The organism is Zooshikella ganghwensis (assembly GCF_018263875.1).
GTDB classification, from domain to species: Bacteria; Pseudomonadota; Gammaproteobacteria; order Pseudomonadales; family Zooshikellaceae; genus Zooshikella; species Zooshikella ganghwensis.
In genome coordinates, this window is the sequence record NZ_JAEVHG010000007.1 from 123,852 (window position 1) to 138,683 (window position 14,832).

At 41.2% G+C, this 14,832-nt stretch carries 3 protein-coding genes; 2 read left to right on the forward strand and 1 reads right to left on the reverse strand.

Going from position 1 to position 14,832, the window contains the following annotated elements:
* Positions 1-399: 399 nt before the first annotated feature.
* Both KHS79_RS12200 and KHS79_RS12205 read left to right on the forward strand, forming a co-directional pair.
* Positions 400-12,363: a membrane-targeted effector domain-containing toxin gene (locus tag KHS79_RS12200; RefSeq protein ID WP_212719293.1), complete on the forward strand. Its 11,964-nt coding sequence runs from the start codon at positions 400-402 to the stop codon at positions 12,361-12,363.
* A gap of 244 nt (positions 12,364-12,607) precedes the next feature.
* On the forward strand, positions 12,608-13,378 hold the full coding sequence (locus tag KHS79_RS12205; RefSeq protein ID WP_212719295.1) for a substrate-binding periplasmic protein: 771 nt from the start codon (positions 12,608-12,610) through the stop codon (positions 13,376-13,378).
* Between the two features lie 269 nt (positions 13,379-13,647).
* Here KHS79_RS12205 and KHS79_RS12210 read toward each other — a convergent pair whose 3' ends face one another.
* On the reverse strand, positions 13,648-14,409 hold the full coding sequence (locus KHS79_RS12210; RefSeq protein ID WP_212719297.1) for a MipA/OmpV family protein: 762 nt from the start codon (positions 14,407-14,409) through the stop codon (positions 13,648-13,650).
* Positions 14,410-14,832 lie beyond the last annotated feature (423 nt).

Consider the following 14,832-nt stretch of genomic DNA (forward strand, 5'->3'; position numbering starts at 1 on the left):
ATATTTACAAGATAATCTGTAATATTAAAAATAATATAAATTTATTAATAAATTGGTTTTACTTGTTAAATAAAACGAATGTACTGGACGATTAATTTTCTAAATCAATACATTTAATAGAGTCTATTAGACCTGTGCTGTATTCTAAGAGTTAATTGGGTTGTGTTACTATTGTGTAATGGAACATGGTTTAAAGTATACATTAATTATTTTTAATTTTTCTGAATGACAGTTGTGATTCATTATTAGGTGCAAGAGCAAACGGTAAGATCCTCCGTAAGAGATATACATAAAATGTATGTCCTCTTCTGGTATTTCTTCATGGGTGTAAATCGTTGTAATCACTGTATGTGGGATGTCATAGGCAGTTGATCGGTAAGTTAATCTGGAGTGTAGTAGATGGCCATTATCCCCTTGGATGAATTTAAAAAAGCAGCAGCGGTCAAATTTAAAAAACAAGGCGAAAGTTATCAGCAGTTACTTCAAAGCTACCAAGCTTATGAAGGCGTTAAAGATGAAAACTCGTCTGCAGAGTATGATGCTTTAAAATCATTGTTGGGAGAAGTAAATCAGTATTTGCAAAAGCATCCTGACTCTGGCAGAAATGCAGCGATTCAAACACTTAAAACACAGATTATTGAGCGGCGTTATCAAGTCTGGCATGTCCAGCAAAATGAACAGTTAAAGCATGAGTTAACTTTGTTAGCTCAGAATCAGCAACAAGCAAAAAAACAAGCGTATAGTGAAGCGCTGCAATCTTTAAAAGATATTATTGGCGCTTCTTTTGATCAGCCTGGGGAATTACGGCAGGCATTGGAAAACCGTTACTCTAAATCAACGGTTGACTACTTAAATACCTTAACTCAAGGTGTTTTGACGAGTGCCAAGAAACTTAATTCAGGTATTCTTCGCGCGGTAACAGATATCTTATTAAGTCCTGAATTTGCTAGCTTGCAGAAAGCATTAGAGGTTGTGAAGCTGAATAGCAACAGCCCAGTGTCAGAGCAAGGACGGTTTGCGGTTGCACAGGAGCTGGCAAAGTTTCCTGTTGAGATATTAGATTTAATGAAAGCGCACAATATCAGTGTGCTTGTTACTCACGACAGTATCACTAGTTATTATCAGGAATTAAAAGGCGTAACCCCACGTGGCTGGCCTGCTGGAAAAACATGGGATTCTGTGCCGGGTGTTGGTGCATTTGGGGCCTTTCGAGGTGCCGTCATTGCGGTTAAGTTGGATGCTAATGGTAAGTGGGTCGTACCAAAAGCAGGTGATGGGCATAATGCAGCCAATCTGGTGTTGCATGAAACGGCCCATGCAGTTGACCGAATTGTTGGTGAAGATAGCAACGGTGGACAATATCTCAGTAACCGAAAATCATTTTTAGCCGCTTGGCAAGGGGATTTTCATAGCTTAGGTGATGATTACTATAAACAAGGTGGTGCCCAAGCTGGGCGAGAAGAAACTTTTGCAGAGGGGATAGCAAAATATTACGAAAAAACCGCGCAGCTAAACTGGAAAAATGTACGAGCATGGTTATCACATAAACCTTTTGATAAATATGCCCAGCAGTTTTATGACGAATTTTCCGGAAGTTGGTGGCAAAAACAATTATCCACTGAGTTTTCTGCAGAAGTTAAAAACTACGTTGAGCAACAGGTGCCAGAGCTTAAACTGCGAGAAAAGCTGGACTTCTTAACCGTACGTAAGATTTATCAGGCGATTAATGACGCGCCTATTGCAGGAAATAATGCACCTTTAGCCAGCCTTAATACCTTAAAGGCAACACAGTCTGTCTCGTCTTCTATCGCACCACCACCGCCTACGGTTGATAACCTGGCAACCGTATGGCGTGATGTGCCAACGCGAGAAGTGTTGATAAAGCAGGCAGCCGTAGTAGGTAAGCCACAGGGAGCCAGCTATAAAGCGCTGTTAAGCGAGCTTCAGCAGTTTTGGCAGCAAGCGGACGGCGAACGAATTAATACGGCATTTAAATTATATCAGCAGGCTGGGGACTATATTGATCAACACCCTGACTCAAAGCGTAATAGCGCTATTCAAGGACTACGTCAGCATTTAGCGCGGGCCATTAATAAGGCACAATCCGATCAACCTCAGACACAAGAAACCCTCGCCAGAGTTAAAGCGCGTCTCCAGCTTTTACAGATAGCGGAAGGTTTAATTGCTGAGCCTCGTTCAACTCAAGCGACACAATTAGCTGATGGTAGCTGGGTATTAGCGGATTCACCCAATGCCGGTATTGACTCATTACAGCATTTACAAACAGCATTTGATCAATCGCTAAGAGACCAAGAATTAGCAGCAGGTCGTGAAGCGGGTAATCGAGTAAAAGCACAAGCTAATATATCGCAGGCAGAAGCGGATGCGATTACCTGGTATACCAAAGAAGGTTACCTGTATATTAATGATATGCTGCGTAATGACCAGCCATTAACTCACTTCGTGAAGGATTATGGGGTCAGTGCACTGCAGGGGCTGAATAAACTGACTCATTATGAGGGAACCGTTTATCGTGCTCTGGCGGTAGATGATTTATCTACACTTGCTGATCGATTGATGCCAGGGCAGTTAGTGGGTGATAAAGGCTTTTTATCAACCTCGACCAGTGCTGAGTTTGCCAAGGAGTTTCGTGGTGGTAAAGGGACTGTTATTTATGCCTTTGAAGGTGTCACCCATGGTCGAAATGTCACAGGATTTGCTCAGCTAGAACAAGCAGAAGTATTGTTGCAGCCGGGCAGTCATTTTCGGGTAGAAGCTACCAAGCTCACTGATAACAACCTTTATGTTGTATTAAAGCAGGCAGATGATTTAACAGCCGGTGAAGTGGTCCGTAATCTGGCAACAGGTGATGTATTAGGATCAGTAATTAATAGTCAAACCACTACGCTAATCGACGATGTAAAAAGAACTTTTGTCGATCCGAGCGTTGCATCGTTGTTAGATATTCAGCAGCCGGGTGAGACCAATAGTGGTCACAGCGTAACGGTTAATACGACAGGTGATGTGCCGCCACCACCACCGGTTAAGACGGATAATGAATCTGCCCTGGTTGAGGCCGCCAGTCACCGTAACTTGACTATCACTGAAAAGGCAAAATATGTAGCAACGGTGTATAACCGTTTGGCAACAGGCGTCGCCACAGATGATGTCTATGGTGTAATTACACCAGGGTTTAAGCGACCCACTGAAGCAGAGCTTGCCCAGCTAAATGAAACACTTCTAGCAAAAGCCAAAAAAGCGGTAGCGGAAAGTATTGATAAAACATTGGGTTTATTACACGGGCAACAACATAATGTGCCTGAAAGTTTAAATGCTCAAGTACGTGATGAACTGGCATCTCTCTTTGTCGACGCCACAGTCAAACAGGATTATGACTTACGCGCAGCCTTAATTGCCAAGGTTGAGGCATTGGGTATTCCTTTTGCAGCAAAAGGACAAGGCAATAAACTACTGGCATTTTGGTCGGGAGAATGGCAAGGCTATAGACATGTCCTTGATCAGAAATTAAGTGCAGAGGGCAAGTCAATTGCTGTTGATCATCAGGTAACAGGTATTGAGTTTTTACATCAGTTACGGGGTACCTTAGATCATTTTAAGTCCAGCTTACATGACAATCCTTCCGCTCAAAAATTACTTCAGCAAGGGAGCCAAACCCTGGCGGGTTACTTAAGCTCAGTTTATGCGACAGGTGCACAAGGTACGACCTATGCGTTGTCTAATGGTGGTATTCAACTGAATAATTATTTTTGGAATGTTGAGCTGCCTGCTTTAAGAAAAATGCAGCGAGATGGTATTTTGCAGGATATTAAGATCCTGTTTGAAAATTTTGAGACATACATTGATAAGCCATTAAATGAAATAGGGGTATCTGTTAGCAGTAAAGAAGTACCTGTGAAGGTACAATTGCAACGGTTACCAGAGCATTTACAAGCCTGGGCAACGGTTAAACATTTCCAGCAATATGCAGATGAAAAATTAACACCTGCATTGGTAGAATTACATCGTGCAACTAAACGTTACATCGATTTACATCCTTCGTCTAAACGGGTACCTGCGGTTAAAGCATTATTACAATCGGTATCGGGTCAATTAATTACGTTAAATGAACTTGCTTCTAAGCCGCAGGCAGATCAATTAGCCTTTATTAAACAGTTTGCGGATAAGGCATTTGTTAATCAGGGTTTCCCTGAAATACTTTCATTTGCAGACTTTTCAAATGAAGCATCAGTGGTTGGTAAGCCAAAAGGTGAGGGTTATCAAGCCATCTTAACGGCTCTGGAAGCATTGCATGGTCAAGCCAGTAAAACAGAACTAGCGGGTGAGCGAACATTAATTGATTTAGGGTTAAATGGTGATTTTATTAATCGTCATGCTGATAATTTAAGGCATCAACTGTTGCCATTTAATTTATTACGCGAAACCTGGGGAGTAAAAATTAATCATGATATTACCAATGGAAAGGTAGCCATTACCCTAGCCGATGGACGTCAGATTAATGTTCAGGTTGATGCCTCTGGCAATCAACGACAACAGTTAGCCACACTACAGCGTTTTATACTGGCTAATTATGATCAAACCTCTATTCCCAACGGGTTGGCACTAGCCGGAGATCAAATTAAACAAGTCAGTGACGCAGGCTCAACGGTACTGGCAACCCGCTTAGAAGGGCAGTGGCGTTTAGCCACAAACTCAGCAGTGGCATTTCCTCATGAAAATTACCAGGCATACCGTTTTGCGGTAGTACAAGATAAATTGGCTCGACAGATACAACCTGGTGTTTATGAATACCAAGATAGTCGTGTATCTCATGTACTGAAAATTGAGGATACATTCTATGCTGCTAAGTTTGATAAAGATAATAACACCTGGCGTTTAGTGGATAGCACAAATACTGCAAAACCCGGCGTAGCGGTTCATTTAGACGAAGGACAGTGGCAATTAAATTTAAAAGTGGGCTTAGTGGGTGGCAGTACAGTTAATACCACAGCGCCTGCAGATTCACTTACCCGTCAAAGTCAGTGGGTTGCTACTTTTTCAGAACAGCTTAATCAGCTTTCGGGTGATATTCACTTTAAAGCATCAACCTTTACTCAGTTTGATGCCGCTAGACAACCTGCTATTGATAAAGCGAATACCTTATTAGCAACACAACACCCCGTTTGGCTGGATACGTTTAATCACTTTGCTGAGTTAAATAATGAACAAGCGTTAGGCCAATTAAGTGAAACTGATCAGCGTCAGCTAAGTGCTTACTTGGAGCAACTGGTTCAATTAAATACCGCAGCAGCAAAAGATGGTTTATTGCGTGGTGAACAAACACAGTCGGTGACAGACTTTGTTGGCTCTATTCAGCAACAAGATAATCAGAGCAATGCGCTTTATGTGTTAGGTGTGGCTGATCAGCACGTGTTGGTTCAGGTACATGACACCAATGGCGAAGTACGTATTAGCCTAAGTGGTGCTGCACTAGGTGAAGTATCTGGCATCCAAAGCTATAGCCAACTACAACAGGTGTTAACGGTCTATCTGAATACGCTAAATGATAGCCAGCAACAGTCTTATGGTCAGTTTAAGGTAGCGTCAGTTGATGCTGAACAAGTATCACTGCTTGGTGAATCACAACCTGCCTTTGCTACAGCATTACGTGCTGAGATTCCAGGAACAGAACAGCGACTTAAAGGCCTGGATAGTTCGCAGGGTTTATTAAAACTTGGTGAGCTGAGTGTCAGCCGTGTGATGCTGCATGAGCTGGGTGCAACCGTTGATGGTAGACCTGTCGATGTAAATACAAACTTCGCAGACCCCGAGCTTGCCAGCAAGTTGCAGTTTAGTGAGGGTAAACTCCAGGCGTATTTAGCCCATAGCCATGAAGGTGGTGTTCAAGATACGCAGGCTGTTAGCCAGCTAATAACGCTGGTAAAACAGCAGCGTAGCCAGTCAGGTAATACGTCACCTGTCGTTGTAGAGCAAGGATTACCCAATCATTGGTTGCGAGATCAGCTGGCTCAGCTCGCCAGTAACCGCTATGCCTTTGAACAAGGCAAACAGCTTGTGGAAGTGGCTAAACTTAATCATTTATCCGTTGAGCTAGCACCCAGTACCAGTCATAAGCCACAGGCTGCTTTAGCGAATGTATTAGCCACTGCGCGTGCACAACAGCTTGATGCGGGAATTGAAACGTTATTAGCAAACCAAAACCGCATTAATTTTTTACAAACAGCGCAACAGCAAGGCCGCGCTACCTCAACAGAAACGCAGTCATTACAACAACTGTTGTCTACACAAGAAGCCTTAGTTAAGGCTTATCAAAGTGATCCTGCTTTTAAGCAGTCATTAGGCTATTTAAGTATTCGTGATATTACCCAACAGGTGAGTGGTACGGGTGATAAAACCCTGACACTCAGCTCAGGAAAATATCATTATTTAGTGAGCCAACAGAAGGGTAAACTATCCTTTTATGATCCTGCTGTTGGGTGGATTTCAGGCTTTGATTCAGCAAATGGCTTACAACAGTTTTTAACAAATTATTTTTCCGATAGTGCTCGGTTACAGCTAGGCACAGCCACGTCAGCCTTTCAAACCCATGAAATTGCACCACAGTTTTTAAATAATGAACATGTTGCTTCTTTAACAGATACGTTAAGAACTGCAGCACCAGTTGAATTAGACCGTTTAGCGCAGTTGGATTTGCAGCAAGGGCCGGTTAAATTAGGTGAGCAATCTATCAGCCGGGTTAAACTATGGCAGTTAGGTGCTAAAGTTGAGGGGCAATCATTATCCAGCTTGAACTTTCAAGGTGACTGGGCGTCAGACGTTCGCTTTGATGGGCAATTATTACAATCCCATTTATCTACTAATCCACCGAGTGACTTTGTTGACAGTGTCAAACTATTGAAATCGGTTGCGCAGCAGCACAATGGTGACATTAGCAGTGTGGTTGATGGTGTAGAAAGCACATCATTTAAACAGGCACTAACCACGTTAGAAAGTAATCGCCCACTATCCACACAGCAAATACATCAGATTCAGCGTAAAATTGCTGGTCCTCGTATTAATTTCGGGACAATCAAGCATATTGCAGGACAGACGCCAGGTGTTGCATTACAAGTGTGGGGCATTTACTCGGGTATAAAGTCTGCAGTCGATGCGTTTAAACAAGGTGATACGCAAGAAGGTTTAATTCAAACAGGGGCGGTAGCCGCAAACCTCGCTTCGATTCCTGCAGAAATTGCTTTAAACCGTAGTTTACCAAAACTTGGACAACGACTGACGGCTCGTTTAGCGGGGAGTAGCTCAAGATTTGCCGCAGCTAGCAGTAATTTAGGCAAGCTGTTAGGTCGAGCAGGTGGTTTAGCTGCTGCACTGATTACCTTGCCCTTTGATATTTATAGTGCCTATAAAGCATTTTCCGATGCGGGCAAAGAAGGCTTAACCGATAAACAACGACAGGACTTGTATGTTTCAGGTGGTTTTTCGGTGGCAGGTGCAGCGGTTTCATTATCCCTGGGGGTCGCAGCGTTAGCAACCGGTAGTGCAGCATTAGGACCTATTGGCATTGGTTTAGGTGTGGCATTAATTATCGGTTCGCAAATTTATTCTGCAGTACGTCAGGTTGAAGATGTTTGGGAATATGTGCCTGCACTGGATAACTGGCAGCATCGGTTACGGCAAGGCTGGCTAGCCTTTACAGGTCAAGAGATGGACCAATGGGTGTTGGATGCGTATAAGGTCAATAAAACCAAGGAAATGTATCTTGCTCAAGCTAAATCTAATGCTGAGGAATTATTAAAAGGTGAGCTGGGTAATTTAGTTGACACGATTATTTACGGCGATGTCGATGTTGTTATTCAGGAAAACAAGGTATATCACTATGAAGGTGGGTATGACATCGTTCGTGATCCTGTGGTTAAAGGTGACGATGATGTTATTTTTGCTCAAGATGGTATTAACGCGCTGTTAGCAACAGAAAAACGTGAAGGTATACGCCCGACCATTGCTATTCAGGGTGAGCAGGATGACAAGAAAGGAGTATTTTTCAATATTGGTGATGGTCATGATACCGTGTTTGGTGTTACCAATAAGAAAAATGAGTTTTTATTTGGTAAAGGTAATAAAAATCTAAAAGGTGGCAAGCTGGATGATAACTTTACCTTTTCTGCAGGCCACCAGTTACTGGAGAATTTTATTAATAATCCAGATAAACTTAACGATCGTATTTTCTTTGAAGTTGATGGTGGTGAAGGACAGAACACGTTAATTTTAAATGCAGAAACCTATCATAAATATGATCTTGAACGTCAATATACTGGTTTTATTGTCGATTTAAACCAAGGTAAAGTGTGGCTAAGAAAGTCAGGTGAATCTGGCGAAGCCGCACGTGGACCTGAAATTGGGTTATTGAAAAATATTCAACATACGTTGGGTGCCTCGCAAGGCAGTGACATTATTTACGGTAATGATCAGAGCAATCGCTTATTAGCAAATAGTGCAGATCAGGTTTTTGCGGGCGGTGGCAGTGATATCATCACTATTTCTCATCAAGCAAACGTAGATGGTGGCCGTGGCCAGGATATTTTTCTGGTACAACGTGATGTGAGTAATGCCGAAATTCGCGAAGATGGAGCTGATGTCTCGGTAATTCGTTTAGAGTTTTCGTTGGATGAAATTGTCGATTGGCAAATCATTGGTGGTGACTTACGAATTGGCTTACAGGATCAGTTTAAGTCAGTCACGGTTAAGGGGGTCTATCAACAACGCAATAACCAGTGGCAATTAGTCAATGATAAACTGAATTTCCAAACCCGTGATGGTTTTATGCTGGTACCTCAGCTGGAAAAAACACTTACCACAGAAGCCGAACAACAAACAACGCCTATTCAATTAGCCGTTCGTTATTTGAAACCAGGAGATAAAACGTATTTTGCTGAGAAAACTGGAGTGACCCTTGATTTAGGCGAAAATCGTATTGATGGTAATAATCAAGGGGGTGTTCACCAAGCGGATGAGTTTGTAGGAAAGGATGATCCTTCTGCTATTGTGGTTGATAGCCAGCATAGCATTATTGAAGGTAAACCTGCAGGACAGCGTTATTTAATTACCCGTGGAGTGGGTGAAGTTACTATTAAGCCTGAAGCACAATCAGATGATAGTGCAGTCATTAATAAATTATTACTTGATTACGATGAGTCTGAAATTAAAGGGATAGATATTCAGTATAATGCCCAGTCCTATGACTATCACTACAGTGGTGGGGTGTTACGTAATGTAGGCTATCATCGTAAAAACTATACATTAATTGTTTCCTTTAACGATGGGCGACAAGTCATACTGCCTGACGTTATTGATACCACGACACATCCTGGTGACGCATTACCAAGTGGAGGTAAAACATTACGGGATTATCGTCTGATTACGCGTGATGGTATTGAGTTATCATTAAAGGACGAAGGGATTTCGAATAGTCGATTTTCATCTAAATCGTTTCTTCATGCAGGACATTATGATGATAAAAACCACTCAGGCGTGAAACGTGTTAATACGCTTTCAACAATCAACCGAAAGGATTATACGCTAACAGACTGGCAGTGGGGTAAAGGTAAAACCTTAGCAGAGCGCTATGTGTTGTCAGGTGAAGGAACATCATTTGCTGATCGTATTATTGGTAGTGATGATAATAACCTGTTGCGTGGCTATGGTGGTGATGATCTGCTACAAGGTAAAAATGGACATGATACTTATGTCGTGGGTGCGCTTGAAGGTTCAGTGACTATTGATAATCGTGCCACTGATAATAAGCTTGATAGTTTGGTGATTGCGGCCAGTTTCAATGACATCAATAGTCTTCGTGAAAATAATGATTTAGTAATTACTGCCCGATTACCACGTCCTGATAAGGATGGTAATACAGTATATATTGATCGAAAAATTGTGCTGCAAAACTATTTTGTCAGTGAGGCTTTCCGTCATTTAGCCATTGTTTCAAATGAAGGCCATCAACAAGAGTGGGTTGTTGATGAATTTGGTAACTTAAGTCGTATTATTACCGGTAAACAATCAGCCGCTGATCATTATTTATCTGATACCTTGGCTACTTTAGATAAAGGCCAGCCTCTGGTGGCTGATAAGCATAATTATCAGGATCATGAGACTGCGCTCAACCATGTAGTGGATGCGGATAAATTATCCACGACACGATTTGTTGGTAGTCAGCATGATGACAAGATTACTTTAAAAACAGCAGGTCAGCTAAATAAACTTCAGATTGATCAAACGTTGGCGAAAGTTATCTACAACATTGATCTCGGTGAGGGCAATAATACCGTTGATTTAAGCCAATTCTTCAAAAAGGGTGTTTATGTCAGTTTAATGGGACCTGCTGGTATTTCCTATAATGCTGATGCTTATGAGTTAAAGCCGACAGATATATTAAACGAAACTATTCGTATTAATAATGTGGCTAACATAATTGGTACTGATGGTAATGACGAGTTACGTGGCTACAATGGGGGTAACCTGCTTGCGGGCGGTGATGGTGAAGATACCATTGATGGTAAAGAAGGCCAGAATACTTTAATTGGTGGAGCTGGTAACGACACTATATACAGTGGTTCTCATCAGGATTTGATTATTTTTAGTCGAGGTGATGGGCAGGATAGTATTGCGGGTAATACCATTAATGATGTGATCGAAATTAATGGTTACCGTTTAAGTGATTTACATTTTGGCTTGACCTCGGATAACCAGTTAAAAGTGACTTTTAATGGTGAAGCAGGTGATGGAATCACTATTGCTCATTGGTCAAGTAACTGGAATTTGGTTATTAAAACGCAAGATGGCATGATTAATAAAGCGGGTATCGATACATTAATTCCACTTTTCTCCGACGTCGATGCCGCGAAATGGTCTGCAGGGCAAATTGCTGTAACTTCCTCTCAGAAGAAGGCTCTGCATAGGGCGTGGCAGTTAACTCATTTTACCTTACAGGGGGACGACAATCGTGCTTCTGTGCTCATAGGTCAGCAAGGTAATGAAGAATTCATTGCGGGTAATGGTGGAACAGTAGTCCGTGCAGGTGCTGGTGATGATCAGTTAACAGATGGGGAGGGTAATGATGTATTGATTGCAGAAGCGGGTGCAGATCTGATTACCTTCAATCATGGCGGCGAAGATGTGGCTAGTGGTGGTGAAGGAGAAGACACATACCGGGTATCTGCAACAAGTCAGGGTGTTAAGGTTATTGATAATTTAGCGGAAGTAGGTGAAGACGTTCTTGTGTTGGAGCAAGCACAAAGCTTAGCGGATATTCAACTAGCGAAGAATGGTTTAGATCTGCATATTTTACTAAAAGATACTAATGGTAAGGTAAATACCAAAGACTTACCTGAAGTCATTATCAAAAACTACTACCTTTCAGAGAAACACCGTCATTTGGACTTGGTATTGGAGAATATTGATGTTTCACATGCTGAACTTTATGGGCTCGCTAAGCTGGCATTAGAGCGAAAAGATGTTGTAGTGAACAGTGTGGTAAATGGTAATGAAACGGATATTAACCCGCTACAAAACAGTGATCGTCCATTAGCGGTTTCACTGAATGGTGAACGGTTGGAAGGCCAAACATTTACCGGGTCCAAGCATGCTGATTACGTTAAGCTGACAAAAGTTGGGCATTTACAAAAATTGGATTTAGGCCAGGGAGATAATACCCTCGATTTATCAGACTTGATTGTTGATGAAAATACTTCAGTAGTTTTATTACCTCAATCCCGTACTTATCAGCGACTTAATGTTAATGATAAAGAAGTACAATTACACGGGGTACAACGCGTCATTGGTAGTGCTGCAGAAGATAATATCTATGGTAATGAAGCTGCGAATATTTTGCATGGTGGTTTGGGCAATGATCGCTTGTTTGGATTGAAAAACAGTAATACCCTTATTGGAGGTAAGGGGAATGACTATATCCGCAGTGGTCAAGACCAAGATACTATTGTTTTTGAGCAAGGTGATGGTCAAGATCAGGTGGTGGGCGATACGACAGGTGATGTCATCAAGCTAAAAGGCGTCAATGCTTACGATGTGCACTTTTCAGTGGAAGGTGATGCACTTGAGATTGGTTTTAAAGGTCAGCAAGGGGATAAAATTACCATTACTGATTGGAGCCAAAATCAAGCCTTGTATATTACCACTGAGGATGGCAGCGTGCTTGATAAGCAAGGAATTGGTCAGTTAGTGCAAGCGATGGCGTCATTACCCAGTGATTCCTGGTCTTCTTCTACACCGATAGCGAATGATATCAAGACTTCAATTGCACAGGCGTGGACGATAACTACTCAGTCATAAGCTTTTTGCAAGTATACCCAAAACGAAGGGTTTTTAGGGGCGGCCGTCAAGCGATGAAGCCCCCGAAGCTTATATTAATAAGTGACTGGGGTGAAGAGCGCTGACAACAAACCCTAAAAATGATTCGTGAAGGGTATAGTTTAAATAAAGCAGCCAGTTGGCTGCTTTATTTTTATAGGTAGAAAAAATAATTTCAACATGACCTATAATGGTAAACAGGATCAGGACGAGGGGAGAGACTATATTGTATGAAACTTCAATAAATAGACGATTTTATTGCTACCTTGCGATACATATTATCGCTGTTTTTAGTCCTAAGTTTCTCTCAGCAGACCCACTTGAAATAGTGATGGATTATTACCCCCCTTTTAGTTATGAAGAGCAGGGGGTTGCCAAAGGCATTTGTACCGATGTGGTTAATGCGGTGCTAAGACAAATAAAAAGACAGGCAATTATCAGTCAGTTACCTTTTGCTCGAGCGTATAAAAAAACAATGGAAGGTAAAGGTGTTTATGAGTATTGTGTCGTGCGAACACCTGAAAGAGAAAAGTTATTTCAATGGGTAGGCGTGGTGGGACCAGCAGAACAAGCTTTAATTGCCAAAAAAACAAAAAAAGTAAAATTGAATGACATTTTTCAACTAAAAAAATACCGTATAGGTCTGGTAGTGGAAGATGTTGTGGATCAATATTTATCTAAATATGAAGAACGTTATAATTTAAGGATAGAGAGAGTGCCTAGCTATGAAGTCAATATGAAAAAACTTTTAAATGACCGTATTGATATATGGGGAGGTAACTTACACGTTGGGTTTTATTTAATAAAAAAATTAGGAAAAAAAATGAATGATTATGAGGTTGTGTATAATATCGATAGTTTAAAAGGGGAGTATTATCTGGTTACCGGTATTCGAACCTCAAAAGCTGACGTTTTAAAACTTCAAGAAGGTTTCAAAAAAGTACATTCGAGTAGTTTTTATCAGGATATTGTAAATCGTTATTTAGGGAGAGATTAGTTGTCTTAAGGTACTTGTCTCAAGAGACTGGCTCCCCTTCGACTGAACCATGAATCCCTTCTGGGTGGCCGCTGTTTGTTAACATATACCTTTCACGAATGATTTCTAGGTTTGTTATCTTCGCCCCAATCACCTATTTATATAGGATCATGGGGACGTCTCACTCTCTGGCCCAATCTAAAAAAATTTATATTGGATATCGTTTCTGCATTCATGTGGCAAACAGTTCTATGCATGCATTAAAAGTACAGCAGTTGCCTTGTGTACCGCTAAAAAGACCATTGATGGATAATATTTAAACCAATATGATACTGGTTATCATCACCTTGATCATCGGTAACAGGACTATCACTGGCATCATCTAACAGTCGTTGGTAATCTAAAAAGGCATTTAACTGCCAGTCACGTGACAGTGAAAATGTATATAAAAGGGTAAGCCCCATTCTATTCATGCCGCTGTCAGCGTTAAATGTAGATAGACCTGAACGATTAGCATCATCACTATCAATACTAAAAAAACTGTCCATAAAGTCACTGCTTAAATAGTCAACATTCCCTTTAAGCGTAAAATCACCATCGCCCATAGATGTTTTGTAACCTATAAAAGCAGAAGCAACATAGCCATGATGACCTGCTGTGATATCCTGATAAAACTCAAAACCATAAAGCCATGGGGCAGCATTGCCTTGGATGAAAAAACCAAGTTCTTTTGAGCTATCAACATTTTTCAATGCATCAACACGATCGTCATCTACATCTGAGCGTTCAGCTGTCATATGAATCATTGGACCAAAATGTAAGGTACTGTCTTGTAAAATATTCCACTTGAGACTGTTGCCTGTAAACTTAATGTAGCTAAAGTTATCCCATTGGTATGAGGCTTGTAAAAGAGGGATGGTTTCGTAATCTTCAGAACCAAGATAGTCGGGAACACTGGCTACACCAATGCCTATGGTAGCGGAGTCTGCATTAACGAAGTAGGTGTTTGATAAGCAAAGGAGTGCTGTCAAATATATATATTTCTGAGCCATGGTATAACATCCGTATCCGTCTTACTCCCCTAAGCTGTCCTTGCTAGGGAGTTTTGTTAAATTGCTATAAAAGGGTCATCCATTGTCTAACGTCAACACACTTACTATGACGAGTATGTTGACAACAGGGTTCAAAATATTATCTGTGAAGATTGTGTGATTACTTTAGTATAGAGTATATAGTTTTTACTGTGGGTATATCTATACCCTTCACGAATGATTTCTAGGTTTTGTTATCTTCACTCCTCACCCCAATCACCTATTAATATAGGCTCATGGGGCTTCGTCACTCGATGGCCGCAGCTAAAAACCATTCGTATTGGGTATATAAGGATAAGTTTGACTATATTATGAAAAGTTAATATTTAAGTTGAGCGACAAAATATTTATATATATATTAAAAAAGCCCATCAATATGGGCTC

Bases quoted from the DNA above. Each gene is read 5' to 3' on its own strand.
- KHS79_RS12200 (WP_212719293.1), top strand. From the start codon at position 400: ATGGCCATTATCCCCTTGGATGAATTTAAAAAAGCAGCAGCGGTCAAA.
- KHS79_RS12210 (WP_212719297.1), bottom strand. From the start codon at position 14,409: ATGGCTCAGAAATATATATATTTGACAGCACTCCTTTGCTTATCAAAC.